We start from the raw sequence: 16,946 nt of genomic DNA on the forward strand, positions 1-16,946 counted from the left end.
TCGATAGCGATCGCTTTTCCCCTCTCTAATTTAAATTTGAGTAAAGGGGGAATTTGAGTCAGGGGTGTGCTATTCAAAGCGCTGATTTTTCTCTGACCAGCGCCTCAAACTGTAGTTATGAGCATTTTCTACCAGTAAAGCTAAGGATTGCACCCCTGAAAGCTTGGCGATCGCAGAGAGTCTTTGTAAGTAATTTCCTGTAAAATCAGTGTAAATGATTTTATTTCCATCAGAGAAAATTATAGTCCGGTCACGGCCTTGTTCTGTGTTTTTTCTCTGAATTTCAGGTGTCGGCTGATTCAGGGATGCTATTGCTTCTGGTGAGATAGTCAGTATTATTTCTGGTTGAGCGTTATTTGTTAAATCAATCACTTGAACGGGCCAATCACCCAATTTTTCCTGCATCTGTTCAAAGCTAGGAATAGCACCAGATGGAACTTCACCAGATTGCTGCAAAGATTGCCACAAACTCGATAGCATTATTTTCACCCCTTGGGGATTTTGTTGATGCAGCTCTCGTAAAGTAATAGGAGATGGTTGCACCCATTCCAGTGCTGCATTTGTCAAAGCTAAAGGTTTGGGTTGAAGAGCATCATTTTGATTATCTGGAATTTTTGGGCCAGCAGCTAATAGGCGCAAAACTTTACCCTGTAATTGCACCGCTTTGATAGCAGCTATGGTAATTTGTTGTTCTCCATTTGGCAACCAGACTACAATCTGGATTTCTGGGTCAGAAGTAATTCCCAAGATTTTCCAGAGAAATTTGGCGGCGTCAGTTTTCGGGGGGTTGAAATTCTCAAAGGGGAAATTCAGCCAGCGTTTCCCGTCGTTAAATGCACTCACCTCCACCTGATACCAAAATTGGTTATCCGTAAGTTTCAAATCTGCTGGGGAATTTGGTTGCAGCCACTCGGTGTTGGTAACTTGAGTAATGGGTTGCACCGTACCAACAATTTGACTAGGGTGAGTAGAGGATATTTGCGACTTTGTACCCTCACCATTGAGTCTTGCCAACAAACCTTGAATATAGTCAAGATTCTCTTTTGTAATTTTTGGTTGCGCCTTTAACCAAGAATTAGCATGTCCTTCTCCCCGTTGAACTGCTAAAATTAACGCGAACCAAGCTTGCACCTCTCGTTTATTTGGGTTCACCTGCAACGCCGCCACTGTGCGATTCCACAACCGTTTTTTATCAGCTTTGAGTAGAGTAGCAATTTCTTGGGCATTATGTGGCGACGCTTCAAACACCTGTAAAGCTTTCTCCCAGCGACCATCAATCAAATCTGCCAGCACTTCTTGACTAGGACTTGCCCAAATTTTCTGGGCTTGGGTTTTAGTAAGTTGGGAATGCAAGCGAATCAAATCCATTTGCGCTTGTGCGGCTTCTGGTAAAACTCCTTTGCGCTGTTTCTTGATGAATTTCAACCATTCAAAGGCTGGTGTCCACAATCCACTACGAGCAATTGACAGGGCGTTTTGGTATCCAGTATCCTTGAAGGTCGATGATTTGAGGGTAATCGCCTCCAATTGAATTGGTTTGAGGAATAACTTTAAAGGTTTGACTTGGTAAACCTGTAAGTGCGGTTCTAAACCTACTGTTTGATCGACAACTAACTCTTTTGTACCATCACCAGTTACCTGCTGCCATTTGGGCAATTGTCCATTAGGACTAGTCCAAGACAACATTTGTAGTAAATTCGTGCGTTCTGGATTGTAGTATACGACGTAACCGTAGCGGATAGAACCAGTTCCTTGTTGGCGTTTACCCCGCAAATCAAACCAAACGCCTGATGATGGTGTCTTACCTTCAAAGCGTTGCACTTCAGTTAAAGGTAGGGGAATACTGATATCCTGGGGTTCTGATGTTCCATCAAGCAAAGAAGAAATTACAAAGGATTCATCTGGGCCCGTTACAGGCAATTGAGTTGCTAAATAGTAGTAATTTTCTGATTGAGATTTAAACTCTAACTCTTCTGAGCGTTCGTAAACCCTGAGTTCCACAAGTTCTTCACAATCAGATTGACAATTAGCACGTTGTTGAAAAACTGGTAGTAAAAATGAGGTTTTCACATCCTGATGTAGAGGCAGAGTTTCCCCAAATATTTGGTTTTTTTTACTCAAATCGAGTTGAATTTGTTTGATAGTTTGGGGGCGTTCGTGTTTACCAAGGGGGACTTGTGCCCATGCAGGTAAAATTTTATTTAGCCAGCTTACCTCGTCTGGATTGAAGATGAAGAGAACACTAATCCAGGCAAAAGCCATAATTAGACTAGCACTACTTAACAGAATTGCGATCGCTAGTATTGACGACAACCAACTTCCTCGTTTTAGCTTTTTCTGAGGTTTTTTAACGACGCGTTTCATCGCACCAGCACGAAGTTGATTTGATTTAGAGGCTTTTGGCGTCAGCTTGCGTGAACGATTTGCCATAGATTCGGGATTAGAGAATTGAGGATTAGGGATTGAGAAACTCTTTCCTAGTCCCCAGTCCCCACTCCCCAATACCCTGTTATACTCGCCCTTGCAAAAGTTGCCCAGAAGCATTAAGTCTAATTTGGGACAAAATCCGTAAATGTCCCCATGTGAACCCTAGACGATCGCGAATACACTCTTCACTTAAGTATGTGAGCAGAGTGTAAAAAATTGAAAGGTAGATTTATTAGCCGCAGTCATCGCAAAACCTGGATGCTCGCATGGTTACTAATTGCGGGAGTAAATGGAGTTGCACAAAAAGCATTAGCACAAGAGTACATCAATTCAGAAACTACTCAGGAGATAGGAGTTAAGGGCGATAATATTATGGGAGCATCCCCCTCCCTCTCTCCAGAAGAACCGATGGCGCAAGTTACATCGGTATCTCAACTCAAGGATGTACAACCCAACGATTGGGCATTCCAAGCCTTGCAATCTTTGGTAGAACGTTATGGTTGTATAGCCGGCTATCCAGATAGCAGCTATCGCGGTAATCGCGCCTTAACTCGGTATGAATTTGCTGCGGGTGTAAACGCTTGTTTAGATAGAGTCAACGAATTAATCACTACAGCCACCAGCGATTTAGTGACTCGCGAAGATTTAGCAACATTACAAAAATTACAGTCAGAATTTGCCCCTGAATTAGCAACTTTGCGGGGTCGTGTCGATAATTTAGAAGGCAAAACTGCTGAAATCAAAGCCAACCAATTCTCAACAACAACTAAACTCAGTGGACTACTGATAGTTGGTATTCAAGGACGAACTAACAATCGTGGTGATGTGAATCCTAGAGATGGACAAAAGGATACAGATGATGCCGGGACAAACATTAATGTTATATCTCTGGCGCAGCTGTATTTAACTAGTCAAATCACTCCCAGTAGTTACTTGTTTACAGGTCTTTTAGATGGTAACGGAAAAACTACACCTAGATTTACCAATAGTGTTTCTCGGAATGATGTTCTACTTGGCTACGAATTTCCTACAGATAGCTTGATTGTAAGTGACTTAAATTTTCATTGGTTGGTGACAGATAAATTAGCAGTAATGGTAGGAACAGAAGGCGTAAGTATGCCATATGCTTTCCGAGGCCCCAATCGGGTAGAAAGTGCTGCAACAGGGCCATTATCTTATTTTGCCCAAAGAAACCCAATTTTAAATATGGGATATGGTCACGGTGGTATAGCTATTGATTGGCAATTTGCTAAACGCGCTAGTTTGCAGGCAATTTATACTAGTTATCAACCAGGAAATCCCGGTAAAGGTAGCGGTTTATTTGATGGAACCACCACTACAGGTGTGCAATTACTGCTGACACCAACCGATACTCTAGATTTAAGTTTGTATTACGTTAATAATTATGCTTCAGATGGTTGTTTGCTAACCTTTGTTGGTGATGAATGCTTAACTACAGTTAATACCACTACCGGAAAATCAGCACCGCTACAAACTAACGCCGTGGGTGCGACTCTGACTTGGCAAATTTCTCCCCGCATTAGCGCAGGTGCGTGGGGTGGTTATACTAAATCTTATATTCCTGGGCAATCGGGAAGTGTAGAAACGACAAATTATATGGTGTTTCTGAATTTCCCTGATTTATTTGCTAAAGGAAATTTAGGAGGAATTTATGTCGGTCAACCTCCTAAAATCACTAGTAGCGATTTACCTATAGGGAATAATGTCCCTGATTTTGTCAATACAGGTTTAGGACGTGCAGGTGGACAGCCAGGTACAACCACTCAAATCGAGGCATTTTATCGTTTCCAGCTAACAGATAATATCAGTATTACACCAGGGATAATTCATCTTATACAGCCTGGTAACACACTAGATAGTGACTCAGTTACTATTGGTATTCTACGGAGTACTTTTACTTTTTAATTCTGCTTGTAGATAAATATTATAGAACTTAAGTATTGACAGATGTTTATACCCAATTGGGCAAAAAAAACAATAAAAATTCCTTTTTTAACGACTCATGCCTGATTTTCAATAGATATAAAAAAAGGTTTGACTCACCGCCAAACCTCTATATAAATCCAGTGTATAACAACATTGCAAACTAATTTACTCATAATTGTATTCATCGGGCATCTTCCTATAGTATGTATGCAAATATGCTGAAATCTGTTGGATATACTTACGTTACGTACAAAAAGAAATCTTAATCTGTCGACGTTTGCAACTCAAATAGAATTGCTACATATATTTAGTATCATATTTTAGTTTTTTATAAATATTTTTACAGTCATAATCAATAATTTTGACACTTGCTAATCCCCAAGAAATACTGTTTATGATCGGGCTTTTGTAGGTAATACTAGACAAAAATTACTGACAAAAAAGTTCATCATGAACCTAAGTATAGTTGATGATAAATTGCAGATAGAATTTACGTTTAAAGAGCAACTGCTAGCTGTTCGTTTGAATAAGCTTTGGCAAATATCACTAGCGCATATTGAACAAGTTACAACAGCCGAACCCCAAAGTAATTGGCGAGAATTGCGTGCCCCTGGTAGCTTTGTTCCTGGAGTGATTAAGGCTGGAACTTATTACACTAACAGGGGTAAAGAGTTTTGGTATGTGAACCGAGAGATAAATTATTTAACCATTGAATTGCGAGATGAATCTTACAAGCGGATTATCTTAACTATTGATAACAATGAGTCTTGGCAACAAAGACTTGCTCAAATCGTTGCTGTATAGTTAGCTAAGCAAAATAAGTCTCACAAGATAAGCTGTACGATATTACTTATTAGTGTCAACTTAAGCCAAAATATGGGAGAAAATCTCGTTTTCACCTATAATCATCTGGAAATGCTGGCTTTATTCTCTCCACCGCGAGTAAGAGAGGCCGCAGCCCTTTGGGCATTCCCAGTCAGCGACTGGGAACGAGGCAATCTTGCAAGGTTTGTCTAGTTAGGCTTCTATCTTAATTTGGTATTTTGTGTATTAACCACCAGCGACAGCTGGGACAATACTTACTTCATCACCATCTTTAAGAGTTGTGTTTATACCATCTAAATAGCGGATATCTTCACTATCGACGTAAAAATTTACAAATCTACGTAGCTTGCCTTCTTCATCGCACAACCGAGATTTAATACCAGGAAAGCTTTGTTCTAAGGAGTCCAATAATTCAGCAATGGTGCTACCGTTGGATTCTAGACTAGCTTGGTTATTAGTCAAATTCTGAAGAGTCGTAGGAACTAAAACTGTTACAGCCATAGAAGTACAAAGTGAAGAGTTAAAAGTGAGGAATACAATTAAGAGTTAGGAGTCATGAATAAAAAACTCATAACTCATAACTCCTAATTAAACGAGGACTTGTTGCCATTCCAAGCGATCTAGAGTACGCGATCGCTCTAGCGCACGTTCAAAACTATCGAGTTTCGCATCAATAGTCAAGGGTTCGCCAACGTAGCCTTGGATTGCTTCTTGAGTTTTCAAACCATTGCCAGTGATGTAAATCACGGTAGTTTCATCTGGATCAATTTTGCCAGCTTCTACCAGTTTTTTCAGCACGGCCACGGTTGTACCACCAGCAGTTTCTGTGAAGATACCTTCGGTTTCTGCTAGCAGCTTGATACCATCAATAATTTCGGCATCATTGACTGATTCAATGTTACCACCAGTCTTCTGAGCTAGCTCCACAGCATAAATACCGTCTGCTGGATTACCAATCGCTAGCGATTTCGCAATTGTATTCGGTTTAACTGGTTTAATAAAGTCGCGTCCTTCTTTGAAGGCTTGGGCGATGGGCGAACAACCTTCAGCTTGAGCGCCACTGAAACGGACGCTCTTGCTTTCTACTAAACCAACTTCGACAAATTCTTGGAACCCTTTATAAATTTTTGTAAAGAGCGAACCAGATGCTAAAGGAGCAACCACATGATCGGGTAGTTCCCAGCCTAGTTGTTCTGCAACTTCAAAACCTAGCGTCTTGGAACCTTCAGAGTAGTAAGGACGCAGATTAATATTGACAAAACCCCAGCCATGTGTATTAGCAACTTCTGAACAGAGACGATTGACTTGATCGTAGTTGCCTTTGACGGCCATGAGGGTGGGACTGTAGATCAAGCTACCGATAATTTTACCGGCTTCTAAATCTGCGGGGATGAACACACAGCAGTCTAAACCGGCATGAGCTGCGATCGCAGCTGTAGAGTTTGCCAAATTTCCAGTGCTAGCGCAAGAAACAGTAGTGAAACCCAACTCCCGCGCTCTGGATAGAGCGACTGACACCACCCGATCCTTAAAGCTCAGGGTGGGCATATTCACGGCATCATTTTTTATATAAAGCTTATTTAGACCCAGACGACGAGCAAGACGGTGGGAACGAACTAAGGGAGTCATACCAGTTCCCACATCTATAACATTGTCAGTTGCGACAGGCAAAAAGGGACGGTAGCGCCAAATTGAATTGGGCCCAGCTTGAATTGTTTCACGAGTGACAGTCAGACGTAGGGCGTTGTAGTCATATTTAACTTCTAATGGGCCAAAACATAACTCACAAACATTACTGGCTTTGAGTTCATATTCCGCACCACATTCCTTACACTTCAAGGCTTGAAAGTAGGCAGTGCTGGTTTGGGTTTGGGTTTGGGTTTTGATTGCCTGAGTCATAAACTAGCTTTCCCTGTTTGTCTGTCACTTGTCGCCTGATACTAACACGAGCAAAAATACCAGTCAAACATACCCGACTAAAAATATCGGGTATGTTTGGTATTGAGAGGAATGATTCTTGTAAAACTTTAATACTAGTAATCTCTATTTTTAGTATTTACACGTATATATTTAATGTTGTTAAAAAATAAACTAGCTGACCTTAGTCAGCATTAACACGTAAAATTTTTATGATTAAATCGCATTTTTTTATGACGAAATTGCATTTATTGAAATTGCTATCCTATTTAAGCGATCTAGATCGCTTAGTTAACTTTCAATTTTTTTATCTAAATGATTATAAAGAGCAGTATATATTTCTGATAACAAAGACTCAAAAACATTTTCATATATAAGTTTTAGTGTTTTCAGCATCTGAATTAACCCACTAAAATTGCTATGTGTGTTGCCAAAATAAAGTTAACTTTTCAGCTTTGATGCACTCATTCATAGCTAAAGAAGTTACTTATTTATACGGAAGATTTTTTTTGCTTTAAAAGTTACATTGCTATTTACATCTCTAATTCAGCAAAATACAGTAATAAATTACACATATTTGCGATTGCCAGTCTTTATTCTCAAGGATAAGCGTAAAACAAGTAGACAAGTTATTTTTGGTTATTGTCTCAATATAATTTCCAAGGAGTGTCAATAATTTAACTCCTTAAATATGTATTCCCAAAACCTTGAAGTTTTGGGCAGCCATAATCGGTAATTCCTTAAAGCGAATTGCCGAACTTTATCCTGTCTCAAAATCCGAGATACAAGTTCAGCAAACAAACTACTTCTATGGTAAATCGAAATCAATCCGTAAATAAGCAGCGTAAACTTTACCAATCTCTAGTAGCAACAGCATTATTAACTGGTAGCCTTTTCCAATTTGTTGCACCAGTATTAGCTGACGGAACTACTGCGGGTACATCTATCAGTAACACAGCAACAGCAACCTACGAAGATCCCAACAGTCCAGGGACAACTATAAATGCCACTTCTAACACTGTCGTAGTTACTGTAGCAGAAGTTGCTGGGATTACCGTCACAGCGTCTGGAGTCACAGATAACAATGGCGGTAATGTTGCAGTTGGCGACTTACTAATCTACACTTACACCTTGACCAACGTTGGTAATGACCCCACCAAATTCCACATTCCCAACCAAGCGACAACAACTGGGCCGGGTACAGTTTCTGGCACATTACCAAATGGTGGTACAGCTAATAGTCTGCAATATAGCACTGACGGCGGTCAAACTTGGACAAACGTCCCCCAAGGTGGTGTAGACACACCCTCAGTTCCGGTTAGCGGTACTGTCTTGGTGCGCGTGCCAGTCACTGTACAAGCTGGTGCTCAAACCAACGATGTCATTACTGTTACTCTTGGTAATACTCCTGGTGATGCTCAAAACCAACTGCGGAGTCCTGATGGTGGTGATGTGTTCAGCGTAGATAACCCCGATACTGGTGTTACTGGTGAAGTACCTGGCGCGCCAGTTAATGGTACACGGGAAGCTAGCGCCACCGAGCAAATTAAGGTTGGTTTAACGGTGAAGACCTATGCTTTAGCCACTATTCTCAAGATTCGCAGTGGCTATAACAATGCTGGCACAACTACGATTATAGATGACAAGTTGACCTACGATTTGAGTTTGCGAGTTGAGTCCAACGATCCCACAGGGCAAGGAATTACACCAGCAGCTTTGACGGGTACAAGCATCAATGTTGATGGCGTTCCTGGCAACTATATCTTGGTTTCTGATGCGATTCCCGCGGGTACAGATTTGGCAGTAGCACCAACTGCACCTCCTGGTTGGCGAACTGTCTATACCACTACTCCAGTTACAACTAATGCTAATACAGCTAGTTGGACTACAACAGCACCAGCTTTGGACTCAGTCACTCGCGTTGGTTTTATCAATAATCCAGCGACTATTACTTCCATCGCTCCTGGTACAACGGTAAATGGCTTCTCGATTCAGCTAGCCGTTAAATCAACTGCATCTTCACCCTTAACCGTCGCTAATATCGCTCAATTGTTTGGTCAAACACCCAGCAGCAATTTCCCTGTGTACGACGAATCCGGCGACCAAAATCCCAGCAACTATAACGGCTCTCCAGGCAGTATGACACCTCCTACGGGTACAGATACCAATGGTGATGGTCTTCCCGATACTCTACCGCCCGCCAACGTTGATGATGGCTATATTAATACTCCAGCATCTCCAGAAACTGGAACAGACACGGGTAATAACAACAGTGGTACTGGTGCAGGTGGTGAGGCTAACGTCTTCACGGTGCAAGCGCCTGTTGCTTCAGCATTACTCAATGGCCCGCAAAATGCCCCGGATGCTACTGGGCCATCGGGTGGAACCGACGATGACTTTACCAACAAATCTTCTTTGGTTCCTGCTGGTACCGCACCTGGTAGTACACTCGATCCTCAGTCAGTTGGCTTCACCAACACAGTTAAAAATAGTGGTACTGACCCAGGCGTTTTGAAGATAGAGCCAACGCTACCAGCAGATTTACCAAATGGTACGAAGGTAACTATTACCTATAATAGTCTGTCTACTGTCTATACCTACAATAATGGAGCGTTTACAACACCTGGTACAGCAATTACAATCCCCAACTTTGCTCCTAATGCAACTATCAACTATGGTGTAGAAGTTGATTTACCTCTAGGCACGCAGTTATCTACTGATATTAGCAAAGGCTTCCCAGTACCTATCACTGCTTCGATTAACAACTATACGACGGATAGTAACGGTGATGGAATTAAGGATACTGCCAATGATAATATCTTTGATTCATTTAACACCACTATTGATCGCGTGTACACTGGCTTCCTGAAACTGCTGAAAATGTCACGAGTTTTACAAGGAACTGGACCTGTAGTCCAGGGGAATGATGGCATATTCAGTATCGATCCGAAAAAGCCTGCGCCAGGAAACATTATTGAGTACCAAATTCAATACACAAATATTTCTGATCCTCAATCTGGAACCGGTAATGTGATTTTGAATGCTAACAAAGTTGTGATTACTGAAGATGGTACGCAAAGCCCCAATAACTGGGCGAAAGACAACGATGCCAGCGGTCAAATTGATACTAGCAACATTGTTGGTTCAGCTAAGGATTCCGGGAGTGCAACCATTCAATTCTTCAGTGGTAATCCAGCTACTAACTCTGGCATCGACCAAACTGGAAGTACGGCAAACACTGATGTTGCCAAGTATGTGGATACTGTCACGGGAACGATCGCACCGGGTATTCAAAGAACGTTTACTTTCCAACGCAAGGTGAACTAATTCGTTCGGATTGGGGGCTTTGAAGTTCGCAGACTCTTCTCTAAGAGAGGCTGCGCCAACAAGTTTGCGAACCAGTTCACCTCACTCCCCAACCCCTAAACAGCAAGCAAATAGGGGAGTGACTTTTTCTGAATCAAAGCTGGGAAAGATAAGTCAACAATCAACATTCTGGAATTTTTTTGAGGTTATTTATATGAAGCGTGTTTCTCTTGCAGGTTTAGGAGCATTCGCTCTCATTGCTACAGTTCCATTTGTCGGTCAAATTCCGGGAATTGCAAATGTATGGCATTCAGAAAGTGCTGTTGCTCAGAATATCAAAACTCAAGGGCAAATTCAATTGCGTTTAGAAGCAGAAAAGCAGGTGGTGGCAAAGGATCAGCAAGGTAAGCAAAGCCAGAAATGGGAACCTTTGAAAGGTCAAGTTGTGGTGCGACCAGGAGATGTATTGCGATATACCTTGAGTGGCGAAAATAAGAGCGATCGCCCAGTAAAGAATTTGACTTTTAATCAACCTATTCCTAAAGGAATGGTCTACGTGCTGAATTCTACCAATGTCGCAAACAATGCCAAAGTTATTTACAGCATTGATGGCGGACGTAGCTTTGTCGAAAATCCCACTGTTAAAGTTACTCTTCCTGGCGGCAAAGTGGAAACAAAACCAGCCCCAGCCACTGCTTACACTCATATCCGTTTGCAGATTCCGTTACTTGCAGCGAAGACGACAGTCAAGGCAACTTATCAAACCCAAGTTCGCTGATTGGGACGCAAGGAAACGCCGCCTTCCTGACTCGAAAAAGAGTCGCAATCAAGAATATTTTCAGATTCCACCTGGAAACGAGATTTTAAAAGAGTTTTAGCTTAATTGGATTTCCCCAAATAAAGAAGTGCTTTTATTGACAACAAGCTTGACATTTCAGAGGAGATGTGTTTGGTGAGCCGTCCTCAAAACCAAAAGCAAATTACTTCTAGCGGTAGCTGGTGGCGACGGTTAACAGCTACTGTTCTTCTGGGAAGTTTTTTGCATACTACTATATCTATTCCAGCGATCGCACAACAGACTAACAATCTGGTTGCGTCTTTGCCATTAATAAATCAAGCTACTTATACTTATACAGATTCTGCTAGTAATTATCAATATCAAGGAAGTTCTAGTCAAATCAATGTTAGTCCTAGTCCATTACTCGATCCATTAGGGCGGATTTTAGGTTGCGCTGGGGCAATTTTACCTGACTATACAGGTTTTTCAGTTGGGGTATACGAACCGAACTCTAGCGACCCAACGGGGACAGAATTGGGCAGCTTGGTTGCTTTGACTCGAACAGAGTTACCAGATATTCCTAATAACAACGTTCCTGATGGGAAATCGCCAAATACCGAGAATAGTAACCCCTACTTCGTTACGAATAACCCTGCGGGTGTCTACAATTTCCTACTCGATCCGAATAAGGGTCAAACCGATCCAGGTAGAACTTATATTTTTGTAGTTAATCCACCACCAAATTCTATCTACAAACAGCGGCGGATCAAGGTTGAAATCCTTGGTAGTACTGGCACACAAGGTAATAATGTCGTGCGGTATGTCGCTAGTTCTCTAGATGGTCAACCAATCAGTCTTACAGGTGAAACTAGGCTAGAGCAAACAGTTGTTTTAGTTCCCAATGCAGAAACAGTGGGACTGGATTTATTAGCCTTTGAATTCACTACAAATTTGTGTCAAGCCAATCAGTTACAGATTATCAAAACAGGCGATCGCGCTACTGCTGAACCTGGAGATACGGTAATCTACCGTCTGTCGGTAAAAAATCTCGCTGATGCTGGTTTGAGTAATATATTTGTCACCGACGACCTACCTTTAGGATTCCAGTTTTTACCGAAATCTGTGCGGGGAGAGCTGGATGGTCAACCAGTCACGATCGCTTCAGAACGCAATGGTAACACAGTGACATTCCGCACAGACGTAACAATTCCCACAGAGAAAGTCTTGAATATTGCCTACGCTGCTCAACTAACAGCTGATGCATTGCGTGGTAATGGTCGCAACACTGCGATCGTTAATGCCCAACGAGCTGATAACCGTTTTAGTACTAAGGATGGCCCAGCAACCCACCAATTGAAAATTCGTCCAGGAATCGTTTCTGACTGTGGCACGATTATCGGTCGGGTGTTTGTTGATAAAAACTTTGACGGGGAACAACAGCGTGGTGAGCCTGGAGTACCTAATGCAGTGATTTTTCTGGAGGACGGAAACCGCATCACAACAGATCCTAATGGTTTGTTCTCCTTAGCTAATGCCTTACCTGGATACCACACAGGTGTACTAGACCTTAGCAGTGTAGCTGGTTATGCCCTAGCTCATAACGAAAAATTCCGCGAACGAAATAGCCAATCTCGCTTGGTGCATTTAGAGCCTGGTGGCTTAGTACGTATGAACTTCGCTGTCACCCCCACATTTCAGGAGCCAGTCAAGAAATGAAACCCAGACTGCACTGTCTAACTACATTTAACCTGAGATTGATGGGGGCAATGCCAGTAGCTCTCTGCCTTGTTTTGTACCCTGCAATTGTCAAAGCAGAAATCACTACTGAAAAACTCCTTTTCCCTGATTCCCATTTGCAAGCTGACAAGGGTGTTGAACATCGTGACTTTTCAAAGGATCTGAAAAACCTTTCCCCTAGAAGGGGAGAGGCTTTGAATTCTCCACCTCTCGAATTTGCCTCAACTTCTTCAACTTCAATTCCCAATGTCCAGCCAAGTGAAACGCAAATACAACCATTTCAATCAGAAACTTCTGTTGATTTGCCCAGAGGCTCACGCAAAATAGTAGGAATCAAGAACGACGGACGTAAAGATACTGATACACTGTTTCATGCTTCTACAAGGGAAATACAACCATTTCAACCAGCAACTTCTGTAGGTTTGTCTAGAGGCTCACGCAAAATTGCAGGGGTAGAGGACACGGATACAAGGGGACAAGGGGTAAATGAAAATCCCCCCACTGTCCCTATCTCTACAGCAATAAAAATCCTGACTCCGACGGCTGACAGTGTTGTAGATGTACAAGCTAGCACGGTAATTGTGCAGTTTCCTGCTGGTAGTCAAGTGGAATTGCGGGTAAATGGCGCGTTGGTAGACCCTTCTTTAGTGGGACGGACGGAAACTGATGCTACCACCAACTTGGTAACGCAGACATGGTATGGTGTCTCATTAAAAGAAGGTGCAAACACCATCTCTGCACAAGTTGTTGGAGGAACGGAATCCCCTGTAACAGTGCAAGTCGCAGTGCGGGGAGCGCCGCAGCAATTAACTGTAGAAACAGTTGAGTCCCGTATCCCGGCGGATGGACGTTCTACGGCTACAATCCGGGGTCAACTCATCGATGCAAGTGGTAATCGCTCGAATCGTGATGCTGTTGTCACCCTCATACCCACTGCTGGCGAATTGGTCGGGAAAGACTTCAAACCTGATGAACCCGGATTTCAAGTAGAGGCGAAAGCAGGGCAATTTACAGCGACGTTGCGATCGCAACTGAAGGCCGAAACTGTCACAATTCGCGCGATCGCTAATGATTTAGAAGCCTTCACCCAACTACAATTTGAAACGGCACTGCGTCCAAGTTTAGTTACTGGAGTCATAGATTTACGTTTGGGTGCTAGAGGTACAAATTATTACGGCAGTTTCCGTGATTTCCTCCCTCCTGACAAAAACAATGGAACGCAATTAGATTTCCATTCAGCGATATTTGCCACTGGTGCGATCGGGGAATGGTTGTTTACAGGCGCATACAATAGTTCTCGTAGCCTCAATGAAGATTGCAACTGCGATAATCGCCTGTTTAGAACTTACCAATTCAGCGAGCAAAACTATCCTGTCTACGGCGATAGCTCGAAAGTTGATGTAGTTGCTCCTTCCATTGACAGTGTATTTTTGCGTTTTGAGCGTTCAGCTCGTACCCCTGGCTCCGATCCTGATTATGCGATGTGGGGTGACTATAACACAGAAGAATTTGCACGGCGATCGCAGCAATTTACTTCTATCACCCGTCAACTCCACGGTTTTAAAGCTAACTACAACTTAGGAAACCTACAAATTACAGGTTTCTATGGCGACCACTTAGAAGGGTTTCAACGAGACACCATTGCTCCCGATGGTACTAGTGGTTATTACTTCCTCTCTCGCAGACTATTACAAGCAGGTAGTGAAAATGTCTTTATCGAGTTAGAAGAACTCAATCGTCCTGGAACTGTATTAGAACGCAAACAACTTAACCGAGGCCCAGACTACGAAATCGACTACGATCGCGGTACTTTATTATTCCGCGAACCGATTCTTCGCACCGATATCGATCGAACCGGACAAGTATTGGTACGTCGGATTGTTGTTAGCTATCAATATGACAGCGAAGACTCTGACGGGAGCATCTATGCTGGTCGTTTGCAATATAATCTTTCCCGCAAACTTAATCAGGAAAGTTGGATAGGAGCAACTTACGTTCAAGAAAATCACGGGGTGCGCGACTTTCAACTCTATGGTGCAGATGCGCTGATTGCTTTGGGTGACAACGGTAAGTTAATCGCAGAATATGCCCATTCCACGAATGATTCTGATGTTGTGGGAAAAGTTAGAGGTGATGCCTACCGTTTAGAAGCTGAAGGAAAGATTACTAATGGGATTCAAGGTCGTGCCTATTATCGCTTTGCTGATACAGGTTTTGCCAATAATGCCACTATCAGCTTTGTCCCAGGACAAACCCGTTATGGAGCGCAGGTTACAGCTAAACTCACCTCAACTACCAACGTCAGAGCGCAATACGACCACGAAGACAATTTTAGGATTGCTCCCCAACCCCTAGACACCTTTGAGGAACTATTTGCACCGCGTTATGAGGCGATACCTGGTAGCAAGGTTAATAATTCGCTGACGACGATTTCTGCTGGGATTCAACAACGCTTGGGTAGCGCGACTATCGATCTGGATTGGATTCATCGGCGTCTGGAAGACCGCATCCCCGACAGTACCCTAAGTAGTAATTCCGATCAACTGCGATCGCGTTTTTCAGTTCCTCTAGCTAAAAACCTGACCTTCCAAGCCCAAAATGAACTCAGCTTATCTTCCCAAAAAGATACTGTTTACCCAGACCGTACCATTTTGGGGTTGAATTGGGCGGTAATTCCTGGTGTCAGCGTTAGTCTAGCCCAACAGTATTACAGTAGCGGTCAATATTCGGGTAATTCCATCACCAGCTTGAGCGTCAACGGCGAACACAAACTCGGATCGGATACTACCTTGACTGGTCGTTACTCAATTTTGGGTGGTGCTAACGAAATGACTACTCAAGGGGCAATTGGTATAAATAACCGTTGGACTATTGCTTCGGGATTGCGGCTGAACGTTGCTTACGAACACGTATTTGGCAACTTCTTCGGACGCACTTTGGCGGGTCAACAATATGCCCAACCCTACGCCTTTGGTCAAGCGGCATCTGCGATCGGGTTTGATGGTGGCGATAGCTACAGTGTCGGGCTGGAATATAGTGATAATCCGCAATTTCAAGCCAGCGTCCGTTATGAACATCGTTCCTCTTCTGGCGGTAGTAATACAGTAATTACCGCAGGTGCTGCGGGTAAAATTTCTCCGGCTCTCACTGCTTTAGTACGTTATCAACAAGCCGGTTCTTCCAATCAAAAGCTTTCAGGATTGGGAGATACTGCTAACCTCAAACTGGGTTTAGCCTACCGCGATCCCAATAGCGATAAATTTAATGCTTTATTGCGTTATGAATATCGCCAAAATCCATCAACCATCCCTGACACTATCCTGTTAGGAAGCGGTACGGGTTCTCAAGACCATACCTTTGCTTTAGAAGCGATTTACGCTCCTAATTGGCAATGGGAATTCTACGGAAAGTATGCGTTGCGTAACAGTACCTCTTACATAGCTAACGATTTAGCCGGTACTAGCACAGTAAATCTGGCCCAAGTACGCGCTACCTATCGTTTGGGATATAGCTGGGATTTAGTGGGTGAGGCTCGTGTAATTAGTCAGTCTAGCTACAGTGAGACAGGCTTTGTTCTTGAAACAGGCTACTACCTCACGCCTAATCTGCGCGTTTCGGCTGGTTACGTCTTTGGGAAAGTTGATGACCGAGATTTCTCAGGAACACGTTCTGCGGGAGGCGCGTATTTAGGCTTTACGGTTAAGCTCAACGAATTGTTTGACGGCTTTGGACAACAAAAACCTGTAGCGCGCCAGCCACAGGAATCGGCGATGAAAACTTTGGTCGGTAAACTCAAGGCTGCAATCAGGGGGATGCAAAAGCGTGAAATATAAAAGGGTTATTTGATGTAAAGACGTTGCGATGAACCTCTCTTACGAATTTAACCTTTCCTTATGGGAATACTATTGTCGTAACGATTTTTATCCGCTTTGAATCTAGTGCAAAAACGTTTTAATTTTAATTCTGGTATTTGTATATTTATAAACTCAATATCATTACTTACATATTA

At 42.8% G+C, this 16,946-nt stretch carries 9 protein-coding genes; 6 read left to right on the forward strand and 3 right to left on the reverse strand.

Going from position 1 to position 16,946, the window contains the following annotated elements; genetic code table 11:
• Positions 1-69: 69 nt before the first annotated feature.
• Positions 70-2,430 (reverse strand): hypothetical protein, encoded by a 2,361-nt coding sequence (locus tag HWQ40_RS12945; RefSeq protein WP_292778305.1) that lies wholly within the window; start codon positions 2,428-2,430, stop codon positions 70-72.
• Positions 2,431-2,685: 255 nt separating this feature from the next.
• Here HWQ40_RS12945 and HWQ40_RS12950 point away from each other — a divergent pair, with 255 nt between their 5' ends.
• Positions 2,686-4,353: an iron uptake porin gene (locus HWQ40_RS12950; RefSeq protein ID WP_292778307.1), complete on the forward strand. Its 1,668-nt coding sequence runs from the start codon at positions 2,686-2,688 to the stop codon at positions 4,351-4,353.
• Positions 4,354-4,824: 471 nt separating this feature from the next.
• A complete protein-coding gene (locus tag HWQ40_RS12955; RefSeq protein WP_292778309.1) occupies positions 4,825-5,178 on the forward strand; it encodes a hypothetical protein in 354 nt (117 codons plus the stop codon).
• Positions 5,179-5,424: 246 nt separating this feature from the next.
• Here HWQ40_RS12955 and HWQ40_RS12960 read toward each other — a convergent pair whose 3' ends face one another.
• Complete coding sequence (locus tag HWQ40_RS12960; protein WP_292778311.1) at positions 5,425-5,700, reverse strand: ubiquitin-like small modifier protein 1; 276 nt, start codon at positions 5,698-5,700, stop codon at positions 5,425-5,427.
• An 87-nt stretch (positions 5,701-5,787) separates the two neighbouring features.
• Entirely contained in the window at positions 5,788-7,098 is a 1,311-nt protein-coding gene (gene thrC, locus HWQ40_RS12965; RefSeq protein WP_292778313.1) for a threonine synthase, read from the reverse strand.
• A gap of 828 nt (positions 7,099-7,926) precedes the next feature.
• Here thrC and HWQ40_RS12970 point away from each other — a divergent pair.
• The 4 genes from HWQ40_RS12970 (at position 7,927) to HWQ40_RS12985 (ending at position 16,770) form a co-directional block, all read left to right on the forward strand.
• Positions 7,927-10,443: a hypothetical protein gene (locus HWQ40_RS12970; RefSeq protein WP_292778315.1), complete on the forward strand. Its 2,517-nt coding sequence runs from the start codon at positions 7,927-7,929 to the stop codon at positions 10,441-10,443.
• Positions 10,444-10,636: 193 nt separating this feature from the next.
• Positions 10,637-11,200, forward strand: a complete 564-nt coding sequence (locus HWQ40_RS12975; protein ID WP_292778317.1) for a hypothetical protein — start codon at positions 10,637-10,639, stop codon at positions 11,198-11,200.
• 165 nt (positions 11,201-11,365) lie between these two features.
• Positions 11,366-12,916, forward strand: a complete 1,551-nt coding sequence (locus tag HWQ40_RS12980) for a hypothetical protein (RefSeq protein ID WP_292778319.1) — start codon at positions 11,366-11,368, stop codon at positions 12,914-12,916.
• Positions 12,913-16,770 carry a TonB-dependent receptor gene (locus HWQ40_RS12985; protein ID WP_292778321.1) on the forward strand — a complete coding sequence of 1,286 codons (3,858 nt, stop codon included), beginning with the start codon at positions 12,913-12,915 and terminating at the stop codon, positions 16,768-16,770. The genes HWQ40_RS12980 and HWQ40_RS12985 overlap by 4 nt, the downstream gene beginning before the upstream one ends.
• The last annotated feature ends 176 nt before the right edge of the window (positions 16,771-16,946 follow it).

This window comes from Nostoc sp. NMS9 (genome assembly GCF_017114995.1).
Taxonomy (GTDB): Bacteria; Cyanobacteriota; Cyanobacteriia; order Cyanobacteriales; family Nostocaceae; genus Nostoc.

Bases quoted from the DNA above. Each gene is read 5' to 3' on its own strand.
- HWQ40_RS12945 (WP_292778305.1), bottom strand. From the start codon at position 2,430: ATGGCAAATCGTTCACGCAAGCTGACGCCAAAAGCCTCTAAATCAAAT.
- HWQ40_RS12950 (WP_292778307.1), top strand. From the start codon at position 2,686: ATGCTCGCATGGTTACTAATTGCGGGAGTAAATGGAGTTGCACAAAAA.
- HWQ40_RS12955 (WP_292778309.1), top strand. From the start codon at position 4,825: ATGAACCTAAGTATAGTTGATGATAAATTGCAGATAGAATTTACGTTT.
- HWQ40_RS12960 (WP_292778311.1), bottom strand. From the start codon at position 5,700: ATGGCTGTAACAGTTTTAGTTCCTACGACTCTTCAGAATTTGACTAAT.
- thrC (WP_292778313.1), bottom strand. From the start codon at position 7,098: ATGACTCAGGCAATCAAAACCCAAACCCAAACCCAAACCAGCACTGCC.
- HWQ40_RS12970 (WP_292778315.1), top strand. From the start codon at position 7,927: ATGGTAAATCGAAATCAATCCGTAAATAAGCAGCGTAAACTTTACCAA.
- HWQ40_RS12975 (WP_292778317.1), top strand. From the start codon at position 10,637: ATGAAGCGTGTTTCTCTTGCAGGTTTAGGAGCATTCGCTCTCATTGCT.
- HWQ40_RS12980 (WP_292778319.1), top strand. From the start codon at position 11,366: ATGTGTTTGGTGAGCCGTCCTCAAAACCAAAAGCAAATTACTTCTAGC.
- HWQ40_RS12985 (WP_292778321.1), top strand. From the start codon at position 12,913: ATGAAACCCAGACTGCACTGTCTAACTACATTTAACCTGAGATTGATG.